Below are 25434 nucleotides of genomic sequence, written 5' to 3' on the forward strand. Positions count from 1 at the left end.
ATGAGCCCGACCAAAACCCTTTTCCGCAATATCCACCTTTGGCTGGGCCTGGGCACCGGCCTGCTTATCGTGTTCGTGTGCCTCACGGGCAGCGTGCTGGCCTTCGAGCAGGAAATAGAGCAGGCCTGGTACCCGGCGCGCTACTTCGTGGCCCCCGCCACCACGCCGCGCCTGCCGCTGACGCAGCTGGCCGAGGCCGTGAAAGCCTATAAGCCCAAAGCCAGAATCAGCAGCTTCAAGCTCTACGCCGACCCCGCCCGCACCGTGGAAGTAAGCCTGGCCGGCGATGCCAACGGTAAGGAAGCACAGGGGAACGCGCGCGGCGGTGCGGGCCAGATGCCCGGCAAAGGCGGCCCCGGCAAAGGAGGCAAGGGCAAAGGCGCGGCCGGCCCCCGCATCTTCGTGAATCCCTACACGGCCGCCGTCACGGGTGAGCTGAACCCGCGCGACAACTTCTTCAAAACCGTGGAGCAGCTGTACCGCGGCCTAGTAGCCGGCAAAACCGGCAAGCTGGTGATGGGCGTGAATTCCGTGGTGTTCCTGTTCATCCTCGGCACCGGGCTGGTGCTGTGGTGGCCCACCGCCCGCAAGGCCCTCAAGCCGCGCCTGACGGTGAAGTGGGGCAGCAACTGGAAGCGCCTGAACCACGATTTTCACATCTCGCTGGGCTTTTATGCCGCCGTGTTCCTGTTCATCATGGCCCTCACGGGCGTGGGCATGTCGTTCGATTGGGTGGGCACGGGCATCAATAAGCTCACCCACTCGCCCCTGAAGCGGCCCGAACCTCCCACCTCGGCCGCGCCCGTTGTGGGCGGCACCGCGCCCTTGGCCGCCGATGCCATGCTGGCCCTGGCCCGCCAGCAGGCCCCCGATGCCGAGTCATACTCCGTGCAAATGCCCAAGGAGCCTACCGGCAGTATTCGGGTGGCCATCCTGCGCCCCGGCGCCATCACCGAAAGTGCTACCTATGAAGTCTATCTCGACCAGTATTCGGGCCGGATAATCAGCAGTCAGACTTATGCGCAAAAGCCGGTGGGCCAGCGTATCCGGGGTTTGTTCAAGCCGGTGCACACGGGAGCTATTGGGGGCTTGCCAACCAAAATTCTGGCTTTTACTATCGGCCTGTTGGGAGCCACCTTTCCCATTACGGGCACCATTATGTGGTGGAACCGGCGGCGCAAAAGCCGTCGGGCACGGCCGGTTGAAAATGTAATTTTGGTTGGAATGAATTGAATCTGGGTTGATTGGTTTGAGCTAAGTATTGTTCAATCGGATAAATTCTTGTCAAGAATATAAAGGTCTGGTAATAAGTTGGTTTTTGGTAACTCATTCCCATTTTGGTGCTGACTTTCCCATTTAGATGCAATTTAAATAAGTGCGAAAAAGTAAAATTATTGATTGTTAGCTGGTTAGGCAACTGGCTGAAGGGTGGCTGGAAGATTGTGTCTGGCATAGGCGGACACTCTAATCAGCTACTTATGTTTAAACTATACCCCTTGGTGCGCGTCGTTTTGGTGGCGCTTGTTTCTTTGAGTATGACCGGAAAAGCCTGCGCCGAGCAGGTGCAGTACGCGACCTCCGTAGCCACCTCCGCGTTTGCTGCTAATACCGAGCAAGCGGTGGACGGCTCGCTTATGACCGCTGCTACGCTTTCAGCCCCGGCTCTGGGTGCTTCCCGGCTCCGGTTGGTCTTTAGCTCGATGGTGCAGTCGGGCGGCCGGGTCGGATTGGTTATTCAGGCCGGCTCAACCCTGGATGTGTCGCTCCTAAACAACATGTCGATTCGTACCTACATGAACTCGAACTCGGGGTACGAAGAAAATATTGCCGTGAATAGTCTGGTGACCCTGAGCGCGCTGAGCGGGGGCAAGGCCAACGTGGAATTCACTGCTGGTAAGCCCTTCAACCAGATTGAGCTGCGGGTTGGAGGGTTGATTAATGCCAGCCTGGACGTGGATTTATTTGCCGCCTATGCCCCCCTCGCGGCCCCACTGCCGGTAGAGCTGGCCATTTTTCAGGGCAAAAGCACTGCTGCCGGCACCTCCCTGAGCTGGAGCACGGCTTCGGAGCGCAATAGCGACTATTTCGTGGTAGAGCGGGCCGATGACTCGCCGGAGAGCTTCCGGGCCATTGGCCAGGTGCAGGGGGTGGGCACCGCGTCGCAGCTCACGCAGTACAGTTTCGTGGATGCTCGCCCCAAGTCGTTGTGCTACTATCGGCTGCGGCAGGTCGACCGCGACGGCACCAGCAGCATCAGCCCCGTGGTGGTCGTGAAAAATGCAGCCTTCAGTCAGCGGCTGGTTGTTTATCCCAGCCTTACCATTGAAAACGTGACGGTTATGGGGGTGCTCGGCACTCGCTTTGCCCTGTGCGACCAACTCGGGCGGCAGTTGCAAACGGGAGAAGTACTGGCTTCACAGTCGGTGCTCGACGTGCGCGCCCTGCCCGCCGGCATCTACTTTGTGCGCGACCTGAGCACCGGCACCAGCACCCGTTTCGTGCGCTCCACCAGGTAACCCCGACGGGCCCTGCTACCCGATTAGCTAACTGACCAAGTGCCCCGTATGTAGTGATTCGGGGCACTTGCTGTTTCAGGCAAATGTCTCCCAGCCCAGCTTCAGAATAAATACGCTAACCACCGCCAAAAACAGCACCCGCACGAAGCCCGTGCCTTGGCGCATGGCCACCCGCGCCCCCAGCGTGGCGCCCAGCACATTGCACACCGCCATGGGCAGCGCCACCTGGTACAACACCTGCCCGGTCGAGACGAAGTAGGCCAGCCCGGCAATGTTGGTGGCCACGTTCACCACTTTGGCCGAGGCTGAGGCGGCCAGGAAATCGTAGCCAAACAGCCCCACGAAGGCAAACAGCAGCAAGCTGCCCGTGCCCGGCCCAAAAAAGCCGTCGTAAAACCCGATGCTCGCGCCCAGCGCCACGCCCGTCCACAGCTCGCGGCGGCCGTGCAGGCGGGGCGCATGCAGGCTGCCAAAATCCTTGCGCCAGAAGGTGTAGGCGGCCATCAGCACCAGCAGGGCCAGCACCAGCGGCTTCACCAGCTCCTTGTTCAGGCCGCTCACGGCGCGGGCACCCAGCAGCGCGAAGCAGCCCGCTACTACCGCCGCCACCGCCACCGTGCGCCAGCGAATGGGTACGCCCGTCAGGCCCTTCAGGTAGCGATATGCCGACGCCGAGGTGCCCGCCAGGCTGGCCACTTTGCCCGTGCCCAGCACCGTAGGAATGGGCGTGTCTTTGGGCAGCAGCAGCAGCAGGGCCGGCAGCTGAATGAGCCCGCCGCCGCCCACCATCGAATCAATAAAACCGGCCAGAAAGGCGAAAAAGCTCAATAGCGCCAGGGTAGTCAGGCTGATGCCATCCATCATAAAAGCCTTGGTTAAAACAGTGGCCGATTAGCATGGCCGGCGAGCGAAAAGAGTAGCCCGAACAGAAGCGCGAAAATGCCCAGACAAAGCATAATCGGCTTGAAATTGCTTTTCAGTGGAGCCGTTTGCCACTCAGGTATAAACCTGCGGCAATACGCTTCCAGCCCCAGGCCACCGAGTATGTTAAAAGTCCATGAAAGCCATATAGAAGCTGGCGGGCCGGTCAGTCGGGCCACCAGGAAAAGCACGATGATTGTGTAGCCAATGCTGCCCCACAAAACAACGCAGGCCGTCTTGGGCTGCCGGACATCCTTCAGGTTCTGGAATGCCATCACCCCACCCACTATCGTATTAAAAAACAACGACAAGAGCCTGATTCCTCCTGCCGAATAGAGGCGTTGGTAGGGCACACTGGTGAGTGATGCTGCGTTTTCGGCCTGCATCACACGCTAGAACGGCGGCTCCTCGCCGAAGCTGTTGCTCTTCGGAAACGGCACCGGCGACTCGTTAATCTTCGAGCCCAGCCGGATGGTGTTCGGGGCGAAAGGGCTTGGCTCGTTGTCGAAGTTGCTGGCGGGCAGGCCCATGGGCTGGTAACCGCTGTCGAAGCCGCCGCCCACGCCATCGAGGTCGGCAAACTTGGTGTACTTGCCGATGAACTTGAGCTGCACGGTTTCGAGCGAGCCGTTCCGGTGCTTGGCGATGATGACTTCGCCCACGCCCTGCGTCGAGTTGCCTTCGGCATCCTGGTCGAGGCCGTAATATTCGGGGCGGTAAAGGAAGATAACCATGTCGGCATCCTGCTCGATGGAGCCCGATTCACGCAGGTCACTCAGCTGGGGCTTCTTGTCGCCGCCCCGGGTTTCCACCGAACGCGAAAGCTGCGACAGGGCCAGTACGGGAATATTTAGCTCCTTAGCAATGCCCTTGAGGGCCCGCGAGATGCTGGCAATTTCCTGCTCACGGTTGCCGCCCCGGCCGTCGGTGTTGCCGCTCATCAGCTGCAGGTAGTCGACGATAATCATCTGCACGTCCTTCTGCGAGCGCAGGCGGCGGCACTTGGTGCGCAGCTCCCGAATGCTCAGGCCCGGCGTGTCATCAATATAAATCGGCGCGGCCGAGAGGGCCGTGATTTTGTGGTTGAGCTGCTGCCACTCGTGGTCGGCGAGGCTGCCCTTCTTGATTTTCTCCGAATCTAGCTCCGCCTCGGCCGAAATCAGACGATTGACGAGCTGCAGCGAGGACATTTCCAGCGAGAAAATGGCCACGGCTTTCTTGAAATCAACCGCCGCGTTGCGCATGGCCGATACCACGAAAGCAGTTTTCCCCATCCCTGGCCGGGCCGCAATAATCACAAGGTCAGATGGTTGCCAGCCGCTAGTGACGCGGTCCAGCGCCGTGAAGCCGGTGGGTACGCCGGTCAGGCCGTCGGCCTGGTTTTTCTTTTCTTCGAGCTCCTTGATGGCTTTGCCCATCAGGCTCCGCATATCGTCGAAGTTCTTGCGGATGTTCGATTCCGACACCTCGAACAGGGCCGATTCGGTATCGTCGAGCAGCTTGAATACGTCGGTGGTATCCTCGAAGGCATCGCGCTGGATTTCGCTCGAAATCCGAATCAGCTCGCGCTTGATGGCGGTTTCGGTGATGATGCGGGCGTGGTACTCGACGTTGGCCGCCGAGTTCACTTTCAGCGTGAGGTTGGCTACATAGAAGGGGCCGCCGGCGGCTTCAAGCTCGCCCATCTCGCGCAACTCGTGTACCACGGTGAGCTGGTCGATGGGCTCCGACTTATCGAACAGCCGGATAACGGCGCGGTAAATGCGCTGGTGGGCATCTTTGTAAAAGCTCTCGGGCTTGAGCAGGTCAATAACCGAGGTGAGAGCGTCTTTTTCCAGCATTAGAGCACCAAGCACGGCCATTTCGAGCTCGGGGGCCTGGGGCGGCAGCTTGCCGGCCGCACTGGCATTTTGAGGAACCACCATGCCGCCCCGATTGGTCCAGGCCGCTTTGGCGCGGGCGGCGGATTGCTTCAGGCGGTCGTCCATCTGGTCGGGCATAGGGGAATTGGGGAACTAAAGTAACGAAATAGCGGAGACGAGGAAACCGGCCGGGAAAATAAAACCGGGCCGGCCGTGATATATACAAAGCTAACCCCGCCAACGGAGAAAAGATTGGTGGACAAATTCGATTCTTTTGGTTATGGAATGGCGGCGGCAGCCGGTAGTTTGTAATTTCGCGCCCCACCGAAATAGTTTTTGGTTTCTTGTTTCTGGTGGCTGGTTGAACGTTAGCTACGTTAGCCGCTACCCCCCTTAGCCTTTTCGGATGGCGGGGTACAAATCAGTGCGTAGAATCCAGCATAAAGTGTCCTGAATCAACTCCTTTGGAACCAGCAACCAGCAACCAGCAACCGGTAACCCCCCCAGAAGCCATTCACCTCATCGCGGTGGGCGGCAGCATTATGCACAACCTGGCGCTGGCCCTGCACCGCCGGGGTGCCCACGTCACGGGCTCCGACGACGAGATTTTTGAGCCCGCCAAAGGCCGCCTTGCCGCCGCCGGCCTGCTGCCCGCTCAGGAAGGCTGGGATGCCGCCCGCATCACGCCCGACCTGTCGGCCGTCATCGTGGGCATGCACGCCCGACCCGACAACCCCGAGCTGCTGCGGGCCCAGGAGCTGGGCCTGAAAATCCACTCCTTCCCCGAGTATATCTACGAGGCCAGCCGCGACAAGCAGCGCATCGTCATCGGCGGCTCGCACGGCAAAACCAGCATCACGGCCTGCATTCTGCACGTATTGCGTTTCCACGGCCGCAAGTTCGACTACGCGGTGGGGGCTCAGCTGGCGGGCTTCGACTTGATGGTGCAACTGACCGACGATGCGCCCATCATCATCATCGAGGGCGATGAGTACCTGTCGTCGCCGGTGGACCGACGGCCCAAGTTTCACCTCTACCAGCACCACATCGGCGTGATTTCGGGCATCAGCTGGGACCACATCAACGTGTTTCCGACCGAGGAAATCTACCGCGAGCAGTTCCGCATCTTCGCCGATATGACGCCCAAGGCCGGCGTGCTCATCTACGACCGCGACGACGAGCAAACCCAGCTCATCGCCGTGCCCACCAACCCCGACGTGACCTACATCGGCTACGGCCCGCACGAAAACGTTATCCGCGACGGCCGCACGTTCCTCATCACCAAAAAAGACGAGGAAGTGCCCGTGCAGGTGTTCGGCGAGCATAACCTGCGCAATATCTCGGCCGCTAAGGAAGTGTGTAAGCAGCTGGGCATCAAGGGAAAGGATTTCTTTCGGGCAGTAGCCACGTTCCCCGGCGCGGCGCGGCGGCTGGAGCTGGTGCGCGAAGGCACTACATCGGTGGTCTACAAGGATTTTGCCCACGCCCCCAGCAAGCTAAAGGCCACGGCCACGGCCCTGAAAAAGCAGTTCCCCAAGCGCCGCCTGGTGGCCTGCCTGGAGCTGCACACGTTCAGCAGCCTCAACCCAGCCTTTTTGCCGCAGTACGCGCACTGCTTCGATGCGCCCGACGTGGCTGTGGTCTACTTCAACCCCCACGTGCTGGAGCACAAGCGCCTGCCGCCGCTGGCCGCCGCCACCGTGGCCGAGGCTTTCCAGCGGCCGGATATCAAAGTGATAACCGACAGCGCCGAGCTGGCCGCATTCTTAAGAAGCCAGACCTGGGACAAAGCCAACCTGCTGCTCATGTCGTCGGGCACGTTCGACGGGCTGGACTTGAATGGCCTGGCGGCAGAAATTGTGGGTTGATTGAATACGTGACGTTCCGGTCTGACCGCCCTAGGCGGTCCGACCGGTTGTCGTTGTTTATCAGAACGTGTTTTTCCTAACTGGTTGCCGGTCTACATCAGACCGTGCTTGCTTCAACTGGTCGGACCGGAGTAGACAACCACCCAAAAAAGCCCGCTATTCAGCGGGCTTTTTTGGTTTCTTATCGGTGGTGATGAGCAGGGCCAGCGCCGTGAGCGCGGCCCTTAGCAGCCATTTATTGCGCGTATTCATTTGACAGGAGCTGCGGAAAAGAGCGAATTATTAATGTCCACTTTCAGGTCGCAGGTGCTGCCGCCCACTTTCTCGCCGCAGGTGGTGCCCACGATGCGTCCGTTTTCAAAATTGAAGAAGCACATGGGGCAGCCCTGACCGGTGATGGTGTAGCGCTCGGCGGTGGGGCGTAGGTAGTAGGTATTGTCGCCGCCGGCGGTGAGGGGCAGGGCCATGGCCCGAAACATGCCGTTGCGCAGGCCCATGCCAATGAGGTAGTAGCTAATGGGCTCGTCGGGGCCGGTGGGGGCTTTGCGCACCTGAATCTTATCGACTACGGTGCCATCGCCAAACTGCCGGATAAAGGCTTGGGCCAGCTCGCTGCGCGGCGTGTTATACTCCGTGGAGCTGTCGGTGAAATGCACGATTTGCCGGCTTTCCGGCTTGGCAATTACTTCGCCTTTGATGCGGTTGGGACTGCCAAACTCGCTGGTAGCCTGCTTGGTGCTTTCGCACGACATGACCAGCAGCAGCACCAAAATGCTCAATAGGCCCAACCCAAGCAAACGCGGAAAAAGCTTCATGGTAGAATAGCAAAAAGTTGGGCCTTAGGAGCCGCTACCTAGCGGCCTTTGTAGTACTTACGCGCTTCCGGCAATTCGCGCTGAATATCGGCGATGCGGGTGCCGTTGGAGGGGTGAGTGGAGAGGAACTCGGGCGGCGAGGCCTGGTTTTCGCGGGCATCCATGCGCTGCCAGAACGTAATAGCACCGTCGGGATTGTACCCGGCCATGGCCATAAAAATCAGGCCCAAGTGGTCGGCCTCCGATTCCTGGTTGCGGCCGTAGCGCAACAGGCCCAGCTGCGAGCCCACGCCAAACGCCTGCAACGCCAGCTGCTGCGTAGCGGGCGCATTGGTGGAAAGGGCAGCCGACAGCGCCTGCCCGCCCAACTGCTGCACCAGGCCCTGGCTCATGCGCTCGGAGCCGTGCTTGGCTACGGCGTGCGCAATTTCGTGCGACATCACCACGGCCAGGCCGTTTTCGTCCTGCGTAATAGGCAGAATACCGGTGTAAACGGCCACTTTGCCGCCGGGCATACACCAGGCGTTTTGCTGCTTGTCGTCCTGAATCACATTGAATTCCCACTGGTAGCCGGCCAGCTGGTCGGAGGCGTTTTGCTGGCGGAAATACGTTTCTACCGCCGCCTGAATGCGTTGGCCCACGGTGCGAACCATGGCCACCTGCTGCGAGCTGGTGGAGAGCGGGCCTTTGGCAATAACCTCGCGGTATTGCGTGGCAGCCAGGGTGTTGATTTCGCTGTCGCTCACCAGGCTGAGCTGGCGGCGGCCCGTGATGGGCACCGTAGAGCAGGCGGAAAGCAGGGCCAGACTGGCCACGAGGGTGAGTTTTTTGAGCATGAGCATGAGTGAAAAAGTGGAAGAATGCGCCGGCCCCACGCCAACGTGGCGGGCTCCGGCGCGGGCTGCCGTTGCGGGCTATACGGGGGCAGGGCGGGGTAAAGTTTTGGCCGGGCCGGGCCGGCGGGCCGTAAAAAGGGGCCGGCCGATGGCCGTAAGCCAGCGGGGAGCCGTAGTTTTGACTTATCTACGACCCGCCTTTCCCGTCGCCATGAAAATCATCTGCATCGGCCGCAACTATGCCGACCACATTGCCGAGCTGCACAACGAGGTGCCCTCCGCGCCCGTTATCTTTATGAAGCCCGAAACGGCGCTGCTGCAACGCGGCCAGCCGTTTTTCATCCCCGAATTCTCGCAGGATATTCACCACGAACTAGAGTTGGTGCTGCGTGTGAGCAAGAACGGCCGTCACATCGACGAGTCGTTTGCCCTTAATTATTTCGATGCTATTGGCCTGGGTATCGACTTCACGGCTCGCGACCTGCAGGCCGAGCTCAAGAAAAAAGGCCTGCCCTGGGAGCTGGCCAAAGCCTTCGATGGCTCGGCCCCGATTTCGACCACCTTCAAGCCCGTGGCCGACTTTGCCGACCTGGCCAACATCAATTTCCACCTCACCGTGAACGGCGAAACCCGCCAGACCGGCAACTCCGGCCTGATGCTGCACCCGTTCGCCAAAATCATCAGCTTCGTTTCAAAATACATCTCCCTGAAAATGGGCGACCTTATTTTTACCGGCACCCCCGCCGGCGTGGACCCCGTAAAAATGGGCGACCAGCTGGAAGGATTCCTGGAAGGGGAGAAGCTGCTGGAGCTGGGCATCCGGTAAGAATAATTAGAACGATGTAGGGACGCATCCTGGCGTCTTGGCGTTGAACGGTTGGGCTGTGAACGAGTCTGATTGGCGCGGTGGTGGAGACGTAAGGATGCGTCTCTACATCCGTTGATGAAAAGAATTAGCTGAATTAAAAGAAGCGTTATTGTGCAAAAGGGAAAGCTAACTGTGCGGTTGATAGGAAGTGTGTTTTTGGTGCTGCTGGCATGGCGGGTAGGAGGGCAGGAGGCCGACACTTCCGACCGCGACCGCGCCCCCGGCGAGCTGCTGAATGCCGGGCGGGCTACCGTGGCGCCGGGGTATTTTATGTTTCCAATTGCGCCGGGCAAGCCGGGCTTCCTGGCCGGGAGCATGGGCGAATTGCGGCCCAACCACTTCCACGGTGGCCTCGACATCAAGACCGGCGGCGGGGTGAACCAGCCCGTGTACGCCGCCGCCGATGGCTACGTGTCGCGCCTCAAGCAGTCGTCGTTCGGCTACGGCAACGTGCTCTACATCACCCACCCCAATGGCCTGACCACCGTGTACGGCCACCTCAACGAATTCAAAGGGGCCTTCGCGGCTGAGCTGCTGCGCCGGCAGTACGACAAGCAGAGCTACGAGCTGGAATGCTTCTTCGAGAAGGACCGGTTTCCGGTGAAGCGGGGCGAGCTGGTGGCCCTGAGCGGCAACACTGGCGGCTCGGCCGGCCCGCACCTGCACTGGGAAGTGCGCGATGCCCAGGACCGGCAGTACAACCCCCTGCAATGGGGCGGCTTCCCCGAGATTCAGGACCACGTGGCCCCTACGCTGCAGGCATTTGCGCTGGAGCCGCTTACTATTGAGGCGCGGGTGAAGAACGTGTTTGCCAAGGCGCTGTTTGCGCCGAAAGTGCAGCCGGGGCCGGGCGTGGCTACCACCTGGGCCGATACCATCAGTGCCTTTGGCACGGTGGGCGTGCTGGTGCAGGGCTTCGATAGGTTTGACAATGCCTGGAATCGCAACGGCATCCAGCGGGTGGCCATGACGGTGAACGGGCAGCCGTTTTACCAACACAACATCGACGCGATTCCCTTCCCGACGGGCACCCGGCAGGTGGGCAACTTCGTCGATTTCCTGTATCAGAATACCCAGGGCCGCACCCTGCAAAAGCTGTGGGTAGACGATGGCAACGACCTGCTGATGTACGCCACCACCAGTCCCACCAAGGGCCGCCTGACCGTGGAGGCCGGCAAAATCTATAACGTCGACATCACCCTGGCCGACTCCTACAACAACCAGACGGCCCTGCACTTGGTGCTGCGCGGCGAGCAGCCCGAATACTTCAAAACCCGCGCCGCCGGGGTGAAAAAGCCCGCCCTGCGCTTCGAGGTGACGCGCAACTTGCTGAAAGCCGTGGCCGCCGACCCCAGCGCTGACTCAGTAGGAGGCAACCTGGTGCTGCTGCGCGGCAACCGCCGCCTCGAAATCAAGCCGAGCTACACCCAGAACAGCGAAAACGTGTACCTCTACGACCTGCGCGCCGGCCTGCCCGATTCCATTCGCTTCGGCACCATCACCAAGAAATTCGACCGGCAGGTAATGATTCCGGCCGGCAAGGAAACCAACTACGCCACGGCCAAGCTCAACGTGATGTTCGGCAAGGAGAGCCTGTTTGGCAATATCTACCTCGGCACCAGCTACAAGCCCGAGCCCACGGGCAGCGGCTTCTGGACGGTGGGCTCGCCGCTGCTGCCGCTCTACCACACGGCCACCCTCACCCTCAAGCCCGCCACCCCGCCCGCCGACCCGGCCCGCACCGCCATCTACACGGCCACGGCGGCCGGCGGCAAGGCCTACCTGGGCGGCAAGTGGGACGAGCAGGGCAACATCACGGCCAACATCCGCCAGTTCGCCTCCTACCGCATCCTCACCGATACCGTGGCCCCCAAGGGCAGCCTAATCGGGCGGCCCGGCGGGCAGGTGCTCTTCCGCGTCGGCGACGACCTTTCCGGCCTGGCCACCTACCGCCTGCTGGTGGGCGGAAAATTCCGAATGCTGCGCTTCGAGCACAAGAATTCCACCCTGTTTTCGGTGCCGACCGATACGCTGGGTGCCCGCTTGAAAGGCCCCGCAGAACTGCGCCTGACCGACCAGGCGGGGAATGAGCGGGTAATTCCGCTGAGCCTTTGATAGGGTAGGAGGGTATGGGGGTAAGAGGGTATGAGGTGATTCTAACGCCTGCCTAATGCCTGATGACGAACCATCCTTTTGCTCACATTAACCTCCTACCCCCATACCCTCTTACCCTCATACCCTAACAACCATGTCCCTCGAACCCGGCCAACCCGCCCCCGATTTCACCGCCCAGGACCAGGATGGCAACACCGTCAGCCTGCACGAGCTGCGCGGCCAGAAAGTCGCCCTCTACTTTTACCCGAAGGATGACACCCCCGGCTGCACCGCCCAGGCCTGCAACCTGCGCGACCACCAGGAGGAGCTCAAAGCAAGCAACATCAAAGTCATCGGCGTGAGCATCGACGGTGCGGCGGCCCACCAGAAATTCGCCCTCAAGTACGACCTGCCCTTCCCGCTGCTCGTCGACACCGACAAAACCATCGTGCAGGCCTACGGCGTTTGGCAGGAAAAGAAAAATTACGGCAAGACCTACATGGGCACCGTCCGCACCACTTTCCTGATTGACGAAAACGGCCTGATTGAAAAGGTTATCAAGAAAGTAGACACCAAGGAGCACGCCGCGCAGCTACTGAAGTAGCCGCCACCGATTGCGGCCTATCGTAACCGATTGCAATAGGCAGCCCTCAAAAAAGGCCCCTTTGCCCATCCCGCCGTTTACTACCTTTACCCCTGAACCCAACTATTCCCGACATGACCGATACCACCGCCAAGACCGTCGAAAAACCTGAAAAGACGAACGAGGAGCTCAAGGAAATTGCCACCCAGGTGCGCCGCGACATCGTGCGCATGGTGCACGCCGTGAACTCGGGCCACCCCGGCGGCTCGCTCGGCATCACCGATTTGCTGGTGGCGCTCTACTTCAAGGTGATGAAGCACCACCCCGAGCCCTTTGACATGGACGGCAAGGACCAGGACCTGTTCTTCCTGTCTAACGGCCACACCTCGGCCACCATGTACTCGTGTTTGGCCCGCTCCGGCTACTTCCCCGTCAGCGAGCTGAGCACGTTCCGCAAGCTCAATTCGCGCCTCCAAGGCCACCCCACTACCCACGAAGGCCTGCCGGGCGTGCGCGTGGCCTCGGGCTCGCTGGGCCAGGGCCTGAGCGTGGCCTGCGGCGCGGCCCAGGCCAAAAAGATGAACGGCGACAAGCAGCGCGTGTTCGTGCTCATGGGCGACGGCGAACTGGAAGAAGGCCAGAACTGGGAAGCGGCGCTCTACGCCAGCCACCACAAAATCGACAACCTGATTGGCATCGTGGACCGCAACGGCCAGCAGATTGACGGCTCGACCGACGAAATCGGCGGCCTCGGCGACATTGGGGCGAAGTTCAAAGCCTTCGGCTGGCACGTCATCGAAGGCGACGGCAACCACTTCGATGCCCTCATCACCCTGCTCGAAAACTGCGTAGCCGCCACTGGAAAGGCCCGGCCCGTCATGTTCGTCATGGACACGAAAATGGGCTTCGGCGTTGACTTTATGATGGACGGCCACAAGTGGCATGGCGTGGCACCGAACGATGCCCAGCTGGCCACCGCGCTCGATGAGCTGAAAACCGGGACGGAAGGCGACTACTAGGCATGTGGTATTCGGCGCGGCGTCAACCTCACCCCCTGACCCCCTCTCCAAAAAAGAGGGGGCACCGGCTCGTGATGGTGATTCCTCAGCCGGAATTAATAGGAGCATTTCCGGTGCCCCCTCTTTTTTGGAGAGGGGGTCAGGGGGTGAGGTGGACGGGGAGGGCGCTATTTTTTTTGCTGGCACTGCTGATTTTTAACAGCACAACCCACGCCCAAAACGCTCCCGTCGAAAAGCCCAAAGTCACCCGCATTCTCTTCCTGCTCGATGCCTCGGGCTCGATGATGGCCCCCTGGGAGGGCCAGCCCCGCTGGGAAGTGGCCAAGCGCATGCTCAGCAAAATGGTCGACTCGCTCAACGCCTACCCCAACCTGGAGCTGGGCCTGCGCGTGTACGGCCACCAGTACCCGAACTCCGAGAAAAACTGCCAGGACTCCAAGCTGGAAGTGGCCTTCGCGCCGCGTAACGCCGCCGCCATCAAGAAGAAGCTGACGACCCTCAAGGCGCAGGGCAACACGCCCATCACGTATTCGCTGGAGCAGTCGGCCAACGATTTTCCCACTGATAAGTCCTCCCGCAACGTGCTGCTGCTGATAACCGACGGCCTCGAATCGTGCAACCGCGACCCCTGCGCGGCTTCCATCGCCCTGCAGCGCAAGCACGTTTTCCTCAAGCCCTTCGTCATTGGCATTGGGGCCGAGCGCGATTTTGGCCAGCAGCTCGCCTGCCTCGGGCAGTACTACAACGCCGCCGAGGTCGCCACCTTTCGCACGGTGATGAACGACGTAATTGCCAAAACGCTGAGCAAAACCACCGTCTCGGTGAATCTCACCGATGCCAACGGCAAGCCCGTGGAAAGCAACGTCAACATGACGTTCGTCAACAACGTGACCGAGCAGCCGGAGTACAACTATGTGCATTACCGCGACGCCCAGGGCAAGGCTGATGTCGTGGACATCGACGCCCTCCAGAGCTACGACCTTGTGATAAACACCGTGCCGCCCGTGCGCCAGGCCAACATCCCCATCACCCCCGGCAAGGCCAACGTGCTCACCTACAAAACGTCCCAGGGCACCCTCTGGCTCCAGAATCCACCTCTCACACCCAACCCGTATGGTACCATCCGGGCAGTAGTGCGTAGTCCGGCGGGGACCACCGTCACGGCCGGCACCTTCGGCACCCGCCAGAAGCTGCTGGCCGGCAACTACGAAGTGGAAGCGCTGACCCTGCCGCGCACCGTGCGCCGCATCACCATCAAGCAAGGCCAGGAATACGCTTTCACCTACGATGCCCCCGGCACCCTCAATATTACCTCCGACCTGAAAGGCTACGGCAGCATCTACCAGCTGAATGACGATGAATCTCAAACCTGGATATATTCCTTGCCGGATGGCGGCAGCAGCAAAATCAACCTGCCCATGCAGCCGGGAGCCTACCGGCTGGTGTTCCGAACCAAAACCAGCATCGGCAGCAAGTTTACTGATGTGCGCAATTTCAGTATTCGGAGCGGGCAGACGACATCAGTAGCCATTTTTGGGAAATGACGTGAGAACGGAAACTCCCCTCCTTTTTTAAGGAGGGGACATTTTCACGCAGTGAAAATTGGGGTGGTTGCGTTCGTTGAACGATGCGCACCAAAAAACAAAGCCAAGTCGCCATGGACAACTACCACAACCTGTCGCAAAAAAAAGACGACCGCCGCACGCTCCGAAACATCCTCACCCCCGCCGAGGCAACCCTATGGAAATCCCTAAAAGGTGGCCAGCTAGCCGGCCGCAAGTTTCGCCGCCAGCACAGCGTTGGAGCCTATATTCTGGATTTCTATTGCCCCGAAGAAAGAATAGCCGTGGAGCTTGATGGTGCCGGCCACTACACTGCAGCGGGGAACCTGCACGACGCTGCCCGCACTGCCTACCTCAATACGCTTGGTATTCAGGTTGTCCGATTTGAGAATAAATTGATTTGGTCGGCCCTGGAAACTGTATTGCAAGCCATTGTAAGTAAATTTCATACTGTTTGATTTTTTTGGTGCGAGTCGTTCAACGAACGCAACCACCCCAATTTTCACTGCGTGAAAATGTCCCCTCCTTAAAAAAGGAGGGGAGTTTGTTCTAACGAAACCTCCTTAATATACCCATGAAAGACTTCCCCTACACCGAATCCAAAGACACCCGCAGCGGCTTCGGCGCTGGCCTGGCCGAGCTGGGCACCACCCACCCCAACGTAGTAGCCCTCTGCGCCGACCTCACCGGCTCGCTCAAGATGGACGCCTTCAAAAAGGCCTTTCCCGAGCGGTTTTTCCAGGTGGGCATTGCCGAGGCCAACATGATGGGCGTGGCCGCCGGCATGACCATTGGCGGCAAAATCCCCTTCACGGGCACCTTCGCCAACTTCAGCACCGGCCGCGTGTATGACCAGATTCGTCAGAGCATTGCCTACTCCGGCAAGAACGTGAAAATCTGCGCCTCCCACGCCGGCCTCACGCTGGGTGAAGACGGCGCCACCCACCAGATTCTGGAAGACCTGGGCATGATGAAAATGCTGCCCGGCATGACCGTCATCAACCCCTGCGACTACAACCAGACCAAAGCCGCTACCCTGGCCATTGCCGACTACGAAGGCCCGGTGTACCTGCGCTTCGGCCGCCCAGTGGTGCCCAACTTCACGCCCGCCGACCAGAAATTCGAAATCGGCAAAGCCTGGCTGATGAACGAAGGTGCTGATGTAAGCATCTTCGCCACCGGCCATCTCGTGTGGAAGGCCGTGCTAGCCGGCAAGCTCCTGGCCGAGAAAGGCATCAATGCCGAAATTATCAACATCCACACCATAAAGCCGCTCGACGCCGAAGCCATCCTGAAATCGGTGCGCAAAACCCGCTGCGTGGTAACCGCCGAAGAGCACCAGATGAACGGCGGCCTCGGCGACAGCATCGCCCAGTTGCTGGCCCGCGAAGAGCCCCTGCCCCTGGAAATGGTGGCCGTGCACGACAGCTTCGGCGAAAGCGGCACCCCCGACCAGCTGATGGAGAAATATGGCCTCACCGATGCTGCCATTGTAGCAGCCGTTGAAGCAGTGATGAAGCGGAAGAAGTAGCTCTGATTCGGCACTTTCAGCCCGAGCACCCGCGTTGCGTATCTTTAACTAAACTGATAAAACCCGAGGTTATGGAAATTGTGCTGGAAGTGCCGGATAAGGATGCCGCCCGCGTGCTGGAACTCATCAGGGGTATTAAAAAGGTGCGGGTGGTGGCGGTACAGGCCGCGCCTCTGACCCCAACCGCCATCAATTTTCTGAGTGGCTTGCAAGAGGCCGTCGAGAACGTGAAGCGCCATCAGCGCGGCGAAATTGAGTTGCAAAGCTGGGAAAGTTTGTACGCCGAATTAGAAGCAGAATCGGTTGCCGACGATTTGCCGGGCAAGGCTATAGCGGCACCATCGGGTAGCGTAGCTGCACCAGTCAAGCAAAACCGGGAGGTGCCTTCATGAGCTTTGCGATTAAACTGACTCCCGCATTCGCGCGGGATGCCAAGCGACTCAGTAAAAAATTCAGGTCTTTGCCCAACGACCTCGATAGCATAATACTCCAACTGCGTGAGCAGCCGCAATCAGGCACGCCCATCGGTCATCATTGCTATAAAATTCGCCTAGCTATTGCCAGCAAAGGTGGCGGTAAAAGTGGTGGTGCCCGCCTCATCACCTACGTGCAGGTAGTGAATGAAACTGTTTTCCTGCTGGCGCTTTATGATAAATCCGAACAAAGCTCCGTGAGCGACCAGCAGGTGCTGGCCTTACTGGACCTTCTGGAAGAATAGAGCGAAACAAAAATAAGAGCCTCCGCAACTTCAGAAGCTGCGGGGGCTTTTGCTTGTGGATAGGCGGGGCTGTAAGCGGTATTACAAGGCGAAATGCAGCCTGCTATCAACATTTGATGCTTTTCCGCATTAAACCTGCCGGTCGTTTCGGCATCCAACCCCCACTACCTACCGCCTACACCCCGGCCTCCCCGTTTGGAAGACCACGAAATTCTCCTCAAGTTCCAGGACCCCGCCAGCCGCAATCTGGCGTTCAACCAGCTCGTGCGCAAGTACCAGAGTAAGGTGTACTGGCACGTCCGGAAAATGGTGGTGGACCACGACGACGCCGACGACCTCACTCAGGACGTGTTCATCAAGGTCTGGAAGCACCTCGAGAACTTCCGCCAGGATGCCCAGCTTTTTACTTGGATTTACCGCATCGCCACCAATGAGTGCCTGAATTTCCTGAGCAGCAAGCGGCGTAAGTTTCTGCTGCCGCTCACCGACGTGGGGGCCGAGCTGGCCGCCAAAATCGAGGCCGACCCCGCCCTGGCCGGCGATGAGATTGAGCTGAAGCTCCAGCAAGCCATTCTGCGCCTGCCCGACAAGCAGCGCCTCGTCTTCAACCTGCGCTACTACGACGAGATGCCCTACGAGCAGATGGCCGAGGTAACCGGCACCAGCGTAGGTGCCCTGAAAGCCAGCTACCACCACGCCGTGAAAAAAGTAGAAGAATACGTGACCCGCACGGCCGCCGATTAACCCGGCTCTTATACAAATTATTATTCGTTGAATTAAACGTTCGCCACGCGCTATCATCAAACCCTCATGAAACCTGCCTTCAAGCTCGACGCGCACCCCCGGCGGCCCCGCCCGCTGCTGAGCAGCCCGCCCGCCGACTATTTCGATAAGCTCCCAATGCAGATAATGGCCCGGCTGCCCCAGCCCGAAGCCCGCGAAGCTGTGTCGGTCTGGGGCTGGCTCCGCTTTTTGTCGCCGGCGTTGCGCACGGGGGTGGCCTCGGTAGCGGTGCTGGGCGGCTTCGCGGCCTCGTTCTACCTGAGCGGTAGCGCGCCGCTGGTGCCCGCTACGGCCGCCACCGCCTCCCTTGATGCCGTGCCCCGCACCGAGCTGGCCAACTACCTGCTCACTAGCGGGGCCCGCGTCGAAAACTCCGACCTGGCCGTGCTCACCGCCGCCAATCCGGCCATCACCAAAGGCTTCCTACAAGCGTCGGAAGATGAGTTGAACGATGCGCTGGACGCGCAACCTTCCGACGATTCCACGTACCTCTAATTACCGCATTCCTACCTCGCTATCATGTCCGTTTTATCATTCCTTTTTCGTTTGCTGAGCCTTGCCGCCGCGCTGTTGGTTCTTGCGCCGGCTGCCCACGCCCAGAACGGCGCCCGCCGGGGCCAGCGCCTGGGCCAGCTCGAAAACGCCAAAATTGCCTTCATCACCAACCGCGTTTCACTCACCCAGGACCAGGCCCAGAAGTTCTGGCCGCTCTACAACGAGTTTTCGACCCGCCGCCGCGAGCTCAACCGCAGCGGCCGCCTGCTGCGCCGCGACGTGACCGAGGGCATGACCGACCCGCAAATCCGCGACAATTTCACCCAGGCCTTCAACATGCGCCAGCAGGAGCTGAACCTCGAAAAGGAATACTTCGATAAGTTTCAGAAAGTCATTTCCCTGCGCCAGGTAGCCCAGCTGTTTCAGGCCGAGCGCGACTTCACCAAGGAGGTTATCAAGCGCGTGGCCGGCGGCGGCGGCCAGCCGGCTATCGATACCAATTGAGGCAATTTCCTTCTGAGCTATGCCAAGAGGCCGCTGCCCCCGCAGCGGCCTCTTTATTTTTGCGGAATAATCGAAACCGGTAATGACTGGTTTACCCTGAAGCCGGCTGTCATCCTGAGCTTGCGAAGGACCTTAGCACGTCAAAACAGCTTGCAGTAATTCAGAGGCTGTGAGCGTAACAAGGTCCTTCGTCTCTGCTCAGGAAGGCAAACGCGAAATCGACTACAAAATCCGTGAAATCCGCTTAAATCCGATAAATCAGTGGTCCTGACACCCCGCCAACTCTTCCTGCGCCACCAGGCCCAAACCTCCGATTTCCCACTGCTGCTGGAAATTGAGCGGGCCGAGGGCGTGTACATGTACGGCCCCGACGGCCGCCGCTACCTCGACCTCATTTCCGGCATCGGCGTGAGCAACGTGGGCCACCGCCACCCGCGCGTGCTGGCCGGCATCCAGGCCCAGCTCGACAAGTACCTGCACCTGATGGTGTACGGCGAGCTGGTGCAGGCCGTGCCCGCGCAGCTGGCCGAGGCCATCCACCAAACCCTGCCCGCGCACCTCGATTCGGTGTTTTTCACCAACTCCGGCACCGAGGCCATTGAGGGCGCGCTGAAGCTGGCCAAGCGCCACACCGGCCGCACCGAGCTCATTTCCTGCCTCAATGCCTACCACGGCTCCACGCACGGCGCGCTGTCCATCACCGGCTCCGAAGACTTCAAAAACAGCTTCCGGCCGCTGCTGCCCGACGTGCGCCACATCCGCCACAACGACTTTGCCGACCTGATGCTGATTACCGAGCGCACCGCCGCCGTCATCATCGAAACCGTGCAGGGCGAGGCTGGCGTGCGCGTGCCCTCGCTTTATTACCTGCCAGCGCTGCGCCGCCGCTGCCGGGAAGTGGGGGCCCTGCTCATCCTCGACGAAATTCAGTGCGGCTACGGGCGCACCGGCACCATGTGGGCCTTCGAGCAGTTCGGCATCGAGCCCGATATTCTGGTGTGTGCCAAGGGCATGGGCGGCGGCATGCCCATCGGGGCCTTCATTTCGAGCACCGAAATCATGTCGGGCTTCAAAACCAACCCCATTCTGGGGCATTGCACCACCTTTGGCGGGCACCCGGTGAGCTGCGCGGCGGCCCTGGCCACGCTGCAAGTAATGCAGGACGAAAAGCTGGCCGAGGGCGTGGCCGCCAAAGCGGCGCGGTTCCGGGAGCAGCTGCGGCACCCGGCCATCCGGGACGTGCGCGGCTGCGGCCTGCTCATGGCCGTGGAATTCGATTCCTTCGCCGTGCTCAAGCCTATCATCGACTACGCCCTGGAGCACGAAAGCATCCTCACCGACTGGTTCCTGTTTTGCGATAACTCGCTGCGCTTGGCCCCGCCGCTCACCATCAGCAATGCGGAAATTGACGAAGCCTGCGCCGCACTACTGCGGGCCATCGATGCGGTGGTGAAATAGTGAATTGGTGAGTTGGTGAAATGGTGAGTTTGATGTTTGAGCAGCGCGATTTGCGCAGACAGAACATCAAACTCACCATTTCACTAGTTCACCACCTCACCACCTATACCACCTATACCACCACTTTGGGTCGGGGTAATTCGTTGTAATTCAGAAAAGAAGTGCTTTCCTCCTTGATGCGCTCCTTGGGCAGGCCGTCTTTCACGCCCTGCGAAATCTTGCGCACCAGTACGCCCACAATGGCCTTGCGGAAGCCCAGCTTCTCGGCCATCATGATGCAGAAGTCCATCTCGGTATCGTCCACAATGCCATCGGCCAGCATCATGTCCACGAGGTCAAAAATCTGGTCGAAACGCTCCGAATCGGTAGTAGGCAGGTCATTGCTACTGCCTTTGGCACCCGACACCAATGCCTGCACTTCCGACGAGCTGATGCCGTTCTTCTTGCCCACCGCCAGGATGAAATTCATCTCCCGGGCGTCGATATGGCCGTCGGCTTTAGCCAGTGCCGCGAGATTCAACAGGTGGCTTTTGATTTTTTTGGCCTGCTCATTTTCGAAAAAACCGAACATAAACGTGGGAATTAACAAGTGGGAGATGATTTTGGAAACGAAACTGCGATTTCAGGGGTAAGATACACGTAAAATCGGCTTATTGTTATCAATTTATTGTTCTGCTAAGTAAAATTACAATCGTTTCCATAACGCCAATTTCTACGCTTGGGTTGAGGGTTTGCATTCATTTCACCAACTTTGCGCGGTTTGGGTGCCATTTGCGCGCCCTGCTGCATTTATGACAGTTCAGATGAAGAGAATAGCAGTTTTCACGAGTGGGGGCGATTCGCCGGGCATGAATGCCGCCATCCGGGCCGTGGTGCGCACGGCCACGTACCACGGCATTGAGGTATACGGTATTATGCGGGGCTACAGTGGCATGATTAAGGGCGAGTTTGTGCGCCTCGATTCGGCCTCGGTGTCCAACACGGTGCAGAAGGGCGGTACCATTCTGAAATCGGCCCGCAGCCAGAAATTCATGACCAAGGAAGGCCGCCAGCAGGCCTTCGACCAGCTGGTGAACAACGGCATTGAAGGCCTGGTGGCCATTGGCGGCAACGGTACTTTCACCGGGGCCATGATTTTTGAGGAGGAGTTCGGCATCCCCACGGTGGGCGCGCCGGGCACCATCGACAACGACCTATACGGCACCGACTACACCATTGGTTACGATACGGCCGTGAACACGGCGCTGGAGTGCATCGATAAAATCCGGGACACGGCCGACTCGCACGACCGGTGCTTCTTTGTAGAGGTGATGGGCCGCGATTCGGGCTACATCGCCATCCCGTGCGCCATTGGCGGCGGGGCCGAAATCGTGATGATTCCGGAAACGCAAATGAGCGTGGACGTGGTGATTGAAACCCTGCAAACGGGCTGGAAGCGCTCCAAAACCTCGTTCATCGTCATCGTGGCCGAGGGCGAGGAAGAGGGCAACGCCACCACCACGGCCGCCCGCGTGAAGGAAGCCATCCCGCAGCTCGATACCCGCGTCACGGTTATCGGCCACATTCAGCGCGGCGGCTCCCCCACGGCCGCCGACCGCCTGCTGGGCTCCCAAATCGGCATTGCCGCCGTGGAAGGCCTCATGAACGGCATGCGCAACGTAATGGCCGGCATTGTGGATAAAAAGCTGGTTTATACGCCGTTTACGGATACTATTAATAAGAAAAAAATCATCAACCAGAGCTTTATGCGGATGGTGGAGATTCTTTCAGTTTAAGCTCAGAAAGAAAAATAGAACGTCATGCTGAGCGCAGCCGAAGCATCTCTACTGGGGAAGTAACTAATTACTCTTCGCGGTAGAGATGCTTCGGCTGCGCTCAGCATGACGTTCTATTTTGTCTGGATTTTGCTTAAATCGACCCAAGCATAGCCAGGGTCGCGCCGCAGCCAGCTCATTTGGCGCTTGGCGTAGCGGCGGGTGTTGCGCTGGAGCAGGCGCACGGCTTCGGCCCAGTCGTAATCCCCATCCAGAAAACCGAAAATTTCCTGATAGCCCACGGTTTGCAGGGCGTGGTGGTGGCGGTAGGGGAGCACCGATTTTACTTCGGCCAGCAGGCCGGCGGCCAGCATGTGCTCCACGCGCAGGTTGATGCGCTGGTAGAGTGCCTCCCGCTCGCGGGTGAGGGCCACTTTCACGTTGCGGAAGAGCGGGTTTTCGGCGGGCGGGCCGTCGGTGTGGAAACTGGAAAACGGCCTGCCCGTGGCGCGGGTGATTTCCAGGGCGCGCACCACGCGCTGGGGGTTTTGCTGGTCGATGCGGGCGTGGGCTACGGGGTCGGTGGCGGCTAGCTCGGCCACGAGGTGGGGGAGGCCGTGGGCGGCCAGCTCGGCGTGGAGCCGGGCGCGCACCTCGGGCGGCACGCCGGGCAGCTCATCCAGCCCATCGGTCACGGCCTGCACATAAAGACCCGAGCCGCCGGTGAAGATGACAAGCGAGTGTTTTTGGAACAATTCGCTGAGTACGGCCAGGCAATCGGTGGCGAAGCGGCCGGCGCTGTAGTCCTCCGCAATGCTGTGGCTGTCGATGAAATGATGGGGCACGCCCTGCATTTCGGCGGGCGTAGGCTTGGCCGTGCCAATACTAAGCTCACGGAAAAACTGGCGCGAGTCGGCCGAGACTATTTCGGTGTGAAACTGCTGCGCCAGCTGTACGCACAGCGCCGTTTTGCCCACGGCCGTGGGGCCGGCAATGGTGAGCAGCACGGGGCGCGGGTCGGCGGCCGTGGGGGCCAGCTGGGCGAGGATTTCGGGCGGAAGTAAGGGCACGGTGGAGTGAGAGTAGCGCGAACTTTGTAGTTCGCGTCCCGGAACGTGAATCGTAAGAGATGGCGCGTGGATGCGAACTACAAAGTTCGCGCTACGTTGCGCTATAATCTATTGCAGCCCCACAATGCGGAACTCGACGCGGCGGTTGAGGCGGCGGGTGGCTTCCTGCTCGTTGCTGGCAATGGGCTCGGCCCCGCCCAGGCCCAGGCCGGTGATGCGGGTGCCGGCCACGCCGTGGTCGGCGAGGTAGGCTTTCACAGCGGCCACGCGCTGCTGGCTGAGCACCACGTTTTTTTCGGGTGGCCCCACGTTGTCGGTGTGGCCGCGCAACTCGATGGTGAGGTTGGGGTTGTCAATCATGAGCAGCACTAGCTTGTTGAGGGCGGCGGCCGACGAGGGTAGCATAGCGGCTTTGCCCTGCTCAAACTGCACGTTGGCCAGCTGCTGGGTGGCCCCCACGGCCAGCGGCCGGAGCAGGATGTCATGCACCAGCGGGCCGGGCGCGGCGGCCCAGGTGCTGTCGGCCGGGAAGTAGCCGGGATGCTGGGCGTGGTATTGGTAGCTGCGGCCCGGCGCGGTGGTGTAGGTAAAGCTGCCGCGCACCGACAGCAGCACGGCCGTGCCCGCCTCATCGCGGTCGAGGCGCAGCTGGGCCTGCGGCAGGGGGAGCGAGGTAGTGGCATCGAGCACGCGGCCTTCCCAGGTGGCGGTGGTGGGCGTGGGCGGCGGCACGGCCGGGGCGGGCGGCACCACGCCAAACAGGTTGCAGCCGGCCAGGTCGGTATAGGTGCCGCCGCGCACGCGGGTGGCCTGGCGGCGCGCCAAATCGACCTGATAAAGTCCGTGCGGGCCGGCCAGGTACATGCGGCGGCGGCCGGCGGCGTCGTTCTGCATCAGCAGGTCGCTGTAGCCGCCGCGTACGGGCAGGCCGTCGAGCATGATGCGCTCGGGCGACGGCTGCTTGGTGTTCATGTTCACTTTCAGCAGCGAGCCATCGGTGCTGTACACCATGTACATGGTGTTGGCATCGTCGAGGCAGAAGTTGCCGTGCGTGCCCGCGCTGGCAAACCCGATGAGCGAATAATACGGGGCTTTGCGGATGGGGTCGGCGGCCCACACCACGCTCACGCGGCCCTCGTGGGGGCTCACGCGTACCAGCTGGTTGGCGTCGGAAGTCATGAAATACAGGTCGCCGTGGTCGTCGGTGGCGGCGGATATCCAAACGTTCTCGGGGCCCTGGGCGGGCAGCTGCCAGTCGGTGTAGGCCCCGCGCCGGGCGGCGGGGTCGTAGCGGTACACGCGCTCGGGGGCATTGGTGGGGGCCTTGGTAACGGAATACAGGCAGTTATCGAACCCCTTGGCCAGCGCGTAGGACTGAAACGGCAGCACCAGGCGGTGCGCCCTGGGGGTAGCCGTGGGGTTGGAAGTCGAAAACTCGTGGATGGTACGGCAGTCATCTTCCCATTGCCCGTCGTGAAAGCGCAGGGCGGCGATGCCGTACATCTTGCCGTCGCAAATCTGGTCGGCGTAGCGGCGGCTGGGCCAGGCCGCATTGGTGAAGGCGAAGGATTCGACCAGCTGCCGGCCTTCGGCCAGATAGCGGCCGTCCTGGGCGGTGGCGGCCCGGTATTCTACCCGAAACTCGTAGCCGCCGCGCCACAGCTGCCGGCCCAGCACGTGTGCGCGCAGCGCCGGGGCTGGCGGGGCGTAGGTATATTCATAGTCAATCTCATCGGTGGGCCCGTCGCTGTGCTGGTCGAGGCGCAGCACCTGCACGCGGGGCAGCCGCTGAATGCGCTGCCACACCGAATCGGGCCGGCCCGCGCCCAGCAGCCGCAGGTCGCGCCGGTCGTCGGGCAGGGACTGCTGGCTGACTTTCACCGTTGCGCCCACGACGGGCGCGCCGGCTGTGAACGTAGCCACCGGCCCGCCCACTGCCCGGGGCGGCACCCAGCCCCGCGCATACGCCAGCTGGTACCGGGCCAGCGCGTTGGTGTACTGGGTGGCTGGCGGCGTGGGCTGCGCCCGCAACGCCAGTTGGCAAACCAACAAAACCAGCAGCAGAAAAATCTTCATAGGCCGGAGCAACAGGAAACCAGGGTAAGCAGCTACAAAGCAATAATTTCCGCGTGTAATGCTACCCATCAGGCCGGCAAGATAACGCCCACGGCCGCCTT

At 60.4% G+C, this 25434-nt stretch carries 25 protein-coding genes; 17 read left to right on the forward strand and 8 right to left on the reverse strand.

The genetic code is table 11. The features are described from left to right. Both HBN54_RS18335 and HBN54_RS18340 read left to right on the forward strand, forming a co-directional pair. The gene (locus tag HBN54_RS18335; protein WP_168674679.1) at positions 1-1233 is read left to right on the forward strand and encodes a PepSY-associated TM helix domain-containing protein; all 1233 of its coding nucleotides are present in this window, start codon (positions 1-3) and stop codon (positions 1231-1233) included. A 245-nt stretch (positions 1234-1478) separates the two neighbouring features. Further along, complete coding sequence (locus HBN54_RS18340) at positions 1479-2516, forward strand: hypothetical protein (protein ID WP_168674680.1); 1038 nt, start codon at positions 1479-1481, stop codon at positions 2514-2516. A 75-nt stretch (positions 2517-2591) separates the two neighbouring features. Here the strand turns inward: HBN54_RS18340 and HBN54_RS18345 are convergent, their stop codons facing one another. Genes HBN54_RS18345 through dnaB form a run of 3 tightly spaced genes read right to left on the reverse strand, consistent with a single transcriptional unit; the run spans position 2592 to position 5362 of the window. Next, positions 2592-3380 (reverse strand): sulfite exporter TauE/SafE family protein, encoded by a 789-nt coding sequence (locus HBN54_RS18345; RefSeq protein ID WP_235955594.1) that lies wholly within the window; start codon positions 3378-3380, stop codon positions 2592-2594. A gap of 11 nt (positions 3381-3391) precedes the next feature. Then, positions 3392-3823 carry a hypothetical protein gene (locus HBN54_RS18350; protein WP_168674681.1) on the reverse strand — a complete coding sequence of 144 codons (432 nt, stop codon included), beginning with the start codon at positions 3821-3823 and terminating at the stop codon, positions 3392-3394. A 6-nt stretch (positions 3824-3829) separates the two neighbouring features. Beyond that, complete coding sequence (gene dnaB / locus HBN54_RS18355) at positions 3830-5362, reverse strand: replicative DNA helicase (RefSeq protein ID WP_168674739.1); 1533 nt, start codon at positions 5360-5362, stop codon at positions 3830-3832. Positions 5363-5763: 401 nt separating this feature from the next. On the opposite strand from dnaB, the gene HBN54_RS18360 reads away from it, so the two are divergent. Beyond that, positions 5764-7167 carry a UDP-N-acetylmuramate--L-alanine ligase gene (locus HBN54_RS18360; protein WP_262888291.1) on the forward strand — a complete coding sequence of 468 codons (1404 nt, stop codon included), beginning with the start codon at positions 5764-5766 and terminating at the stop codon, positions 7165-7167. A gap of 248 nt (positions 7168-7415) precedes the next feature. On the opposite strand, the gene HBN54_RS18365 is transcribed toward HBN54_RS18360, so the two are convergent. Further along, entirely contained in the window at positions 7416-7982 is a 567-nt protein-coding gene (locus tag HBN54_RS18365; protein WP_168674682.1) for a hypothetical protein, read from the reverse strand. Between the two features lie 38 nt (positions 7983-8020). Next, a complete protein-coding gene (locus HBN54_RS18370) occupies positions 8021-8818 on the reverse strand; it encodes a M48 family metallopeptidase (RefSeq protein WP_168674683.1) in 798 nt (265 codons plus the stop codon). A gap of 211 nt (positions 8819-9029) precedes the next feature. Between HBN54_RS18370 and HBN54_RS18375 the strand changes: the two genes are divergently transcribed. From HBN54_RS18375 to HBN54_RS18435, 13 genes are all read left to right on the forward strand, one after another. Then, positions 9030-9644, forward strand: a complete 615-nt coding sequence (locus HBN54_RS18375) for a fumarylacetoacetate hydrolase family protein (protein WP_168674684.1) — start codon at positions 9030-9032, stop codon at positions 9642-9644. A gap of 174 nt (positions 9645-9818) precedes the next feature. Further along, complete coding sequence (locus HBN54_RS18380) at positions 9819-11801, forward strand: M23 family metallopeptidase (RefSeq protein WP_168674685.1); 1983 nt, start codon at positions 9819-9821, stop codon at positions 11799-11801. Between the two features lie 133 nt (positions 11802-11934). After that, complete coding sequence (bcp, locus tag HBN54_RS18385; RefSeq protein ID WP_168674686.1) at positions 11935-12384, forward strand: thioredoxin-dependent thiol peroxidase; 450 nt, start codon at positions 11935-11937, stop codon at positions 12382-12384. A 113-nt stretch (positions 12385-12497) separates the two neighbouring features. After that, positions 12498-13382, forward strand: coding sequence for a transketolase (locus HBN54_RS18390; protein ID WP_168674687.1), 885 nt, complete (start codon positions 12498-12500; stop codon positions 13380-13382). 176 nt (positions 13383-13558) lie between these two features. After that, the gene (locus tag HBN54_RS18395) at positions 13559-14926 is read left to right on the forward strand and encodes a vWA domain-containing protein (protein WP_235955595.1); all 1368 of its coding nucleotides are present in this window, start codon (positions 13559-13561) and stop codon (positions 14924-14926) included. Between the two features lie 83 nt (positions 14927-15009). Then, a complete protein-coding gene (locus tag HBN54_RS18400; RefSeq protein WP_235955596.1) occupies positions 15010-15402 on the forward strand; it encodes an endonuclease domain-containing protein in 393 nt (130 codons plus the stop codon). Between the two features lie 116 nt (positions 15403-15518). After that, positions 15519-16475 (forward strand): transketolase family protein, encoded by a 957-nt coding sequence (locus tag HBN54_RS18405; RefSeq protein WP_168674690.1) that lies wholly within the window; start codon positions 15519-15521, stop codon positions 16473-16475. A 71-nt stretch (positions 16476-16546) separates the two neighbouring features. After that, positions 16547-16867 (forward strand): hypothetical protein, encoded by a 321-nt coding sequence (locus HBN54_RS18410; protein WP_168674691.1) that lies wholly within the window; start codon positions 16547-16549, stop codon positions 16865-16867. Continuing rightward, entirely contained in the window at positions 16864-17193 is a 330-nt protein-coding gene (locus HBN54_RS18415) for a type II toxin-antitoxin system RelE/ParE family toxin (protein WP_168674692.1), read from the forward strand. Before HBN54_RS18410 ends, HBN54_RS18415 begins: the two co-directional genes overlap by 4 nt. 195 nt (positions 17194-17388) lie before the next feature. Beyond that, positions 17389-17937, forward strand: coding sequence for an RNA polymerase sigma factor (locus HBN54_RS18420; protein WP_168674693.1), 549 nt, complete (start codon positions 17389-17391; stop codon positions 17935-17937). 66 nt (positions 17938-18003) lie between these two features. Further along, positions 18004-18471, forward strand: a complete 468-nt coding sequence (locus HBN54_RS18425) for a hypothetical protein (protein WP_168674694.1) — start codon at positions 18004-18006, stop codon at positions 18469-18471. 24 nt (positions 18472-18495) lie between these two features. Next, positions 18496-18975, forward strand: a complete 480-nt coding sequence (locus HBN54_RS18430) for a hypothetical protein (protein ID WP_168674695.1) — start codon at positions 18496-18498, stop codon at positions 18973-18975. 267 nt (positions 18976-19242) lie between these two features. After that, positions 19243-20433: an aspartate aminotransferase family protein gene (locus tag HBN54_RS18435; protein ID WP_168674741.1), complete on the forward strand. Its 1191-nt coding sequence runs from the start codon at positions 19243-19245 to the stop codon at positions 20431-20433. 112 nt (positions 20434-20545) lie between these two features. Here HBN54_RS18435 and HBN54_RS18440 read toward each other — a convergent pair whose 3' ends face one another. Beyond that, positions 20546-21004: a tellurite resistance TerB family protein gene (locus tag HBN54_RS18440; protein WP_168674696.1), complete on the reverse strand. Its 459-nt coding sequence runs from the start codon at positions 21002-21004 to the stop codon at positions 20546-20548. Between the two features lie 232 nt (positions 21005-21236). On the opposite strand from HBN54_RS18440, the gene pfkA reads away from it, so the two are divergent. Beyond that, positions 21237-22208, forward strand: coding sequence for a 6-phosphofructokinase (pfkA, locus tag HBN54_RS18445; RefSeq protein WP_168674697.1), 972 nt, complete (start codon positions 21237-21239; stop codon positions 22206-22208). Between the two features lie 113 nt (positions 22209-22321). On the opposite strand, the gene miaA is transcribed toward pfkA, so the two are convergent. Further along, positions 22322-23257 (reverse strand): tRNA (adenosine(37)-N6)-dimethylallyltransferase MiaA, encoded by a 936-nt coding sequence (gene miaA / locus HBN54_RS18450; RefSeq protein ID WP_317170249.1) that lies wholly within the window; start codon positions 23255-23257, stop codon positions 22322-22324. A gap of 108 nt (positions 23258-23365) precedes the next feature. Beyond that, entirely contained in the window at positions 23366-25333 is a 1968-nt protein-coding gene (locus HBN54_RS18455; RefSeq protein WP_168674698.1) for an OmpA family protein, read from the reverse strand. Positions 25334-25434: the final 101 nt, after the last annotated feature.

Source organism: Hymenobacter artigasi, assembly GCF_012275535.1.
GTDB lineage: Bacteria > Bacteroidota > Bacteroidia > Cytophagales > Hymenobacteraceae > Hymenobacter > Hymenobacter artigasi.

Bases quoted from the DNA above. Each gene is read 5' to 3' on its own strand.
- HBN54_RS18425 (WP_168674694.1), top strand. From the start codon at position 18,004: ATGAAACCTGCCTTCAAGCTCGACGCGCACCCCCGGCGGCCCCGCCCG.
- pfkA (WP_168674697.1), top strand. From the start codon at position 21,237: ATGAAGAGAATAGCAGTTTTCACGAGTGGGGGCGATTCGCCGGGCATG.
- HBN54_RS18345 (WP_235955594.1), bottom strand. From the start codon at position 3,380: ATGATGGATGGCATCAGCCTGACTACCCTGGCGCTATTGAGCTTTTTC.
- HBN54_RS18400 (WP_235955596.1), top strand. From the start codon at position 15,010: ATGCGCACCAAAAAACAAAGCCAAGTCGCCATGGACAACTACCACAAC.
- HBN54_RS18415 (WP_168674692.1), top strand. From the start codon at position 16,864: ATGAGCTTTGCGATTAAACTGACTCCCGCATTCGCGCGGGATGCCAAG.
- HBN54_RS18405 (WP_168674690.1), top strand. From the start codon at position 15,519: ATGAAAGACTTCCCCTACACCGAATCCAAAGACACCCGCAGCGGCTTC.
- HBN54_RS18430 (WP_168674695.1), top strand. From the start codon at position 18,496: ATGTCCGTTTTATCATTCCTTTTTCGTTTGCTGAGCCTTGCCGCCGCG.
- HBN54_RS18390 (WP_168674687.1), top strand. From the start codon at position 12,498: ATGACCGATACCACCGCCAAGACCGTCGAAAAACCTGAAAAGACGAAC.
- dnaB (WP_168674739.1), bottom strand. From the start codon at position 5,362: ATGGTGGTTCCTCAAAATGCCAGTGCGGCCGGCAAGCTGCCGCCCCAG.
- HBN54_RS18335 (WP_168674679.1), top strand. From the start codon at position 1: ATGAGCCCGACCAAAACCCTTTTCCGCAATATCCACCTTTGGCTGGGC.
- HBN54_RS18455 (WP_168674698.1), bottom strand. From the start codon at position 25,333: ATGAAGATTTTTCTGCTGCTGGTTTTGTTGGTTTGCCAACTGGCGTTG.
- HBN54_RS18370 (WP_168674683.1), bottom strand. From the start codon at position 8,818: ATGCTCAAAAAACTCACCCTCGTGGCCAGTCTGGCCCTGCTTTCCGCC.
- HBN54_RS18340 (WP_168674680.1), top strand. From the start codon at position 1,479: ATGTTTAAACTATACCCCTTGGTGCGCGTCGTTTTGGTGGCGCTTGTT.
- HBN54_RS18440 (WP_168674696.1), bottom strand. From the start codon at position 21,004: ATGTTCGGTTTTTTCGAAAATGAGCAGGCCAAAAAAATCAAAAGCCAC.
- bcp (WP_168674686.1), top strand. From the start codon at position 11,935: ATGTCCCTCGAACCCGGCCAACCCGCCCCCGATTTCACCGCCCAGGAC.
- HBN54_RS18350 (WP_168674681.1), bottom strand. From the start codon at position 3,823: ATGCAGGCCGAAAACGCAGCATCACTCACCAGTGTGCCCTACCAACGC.
- HBN54_RS18410 (WP_168674691.1), top strand. From the start codon at position 16,547: ATGGAAATTGTGCTGGAAGTGCCGGATAAGGATGCCGCCCGCGTGCTG.
- HBN54_RS18365 (WP_168674682.1), bottom strand. From the start codon at position 7,982: ATGAAGCTTTTTCCGCGTTTGCTTGGGTTGGGCCTATTGAGCATTTTG.
- HBN54_RS18375 (WP_168674684.1), top strand. From the start codon at position 9,030: ATGAAAATCATCTGCATCGGCCGCAACTATGCCGACCACATTGCCGAG.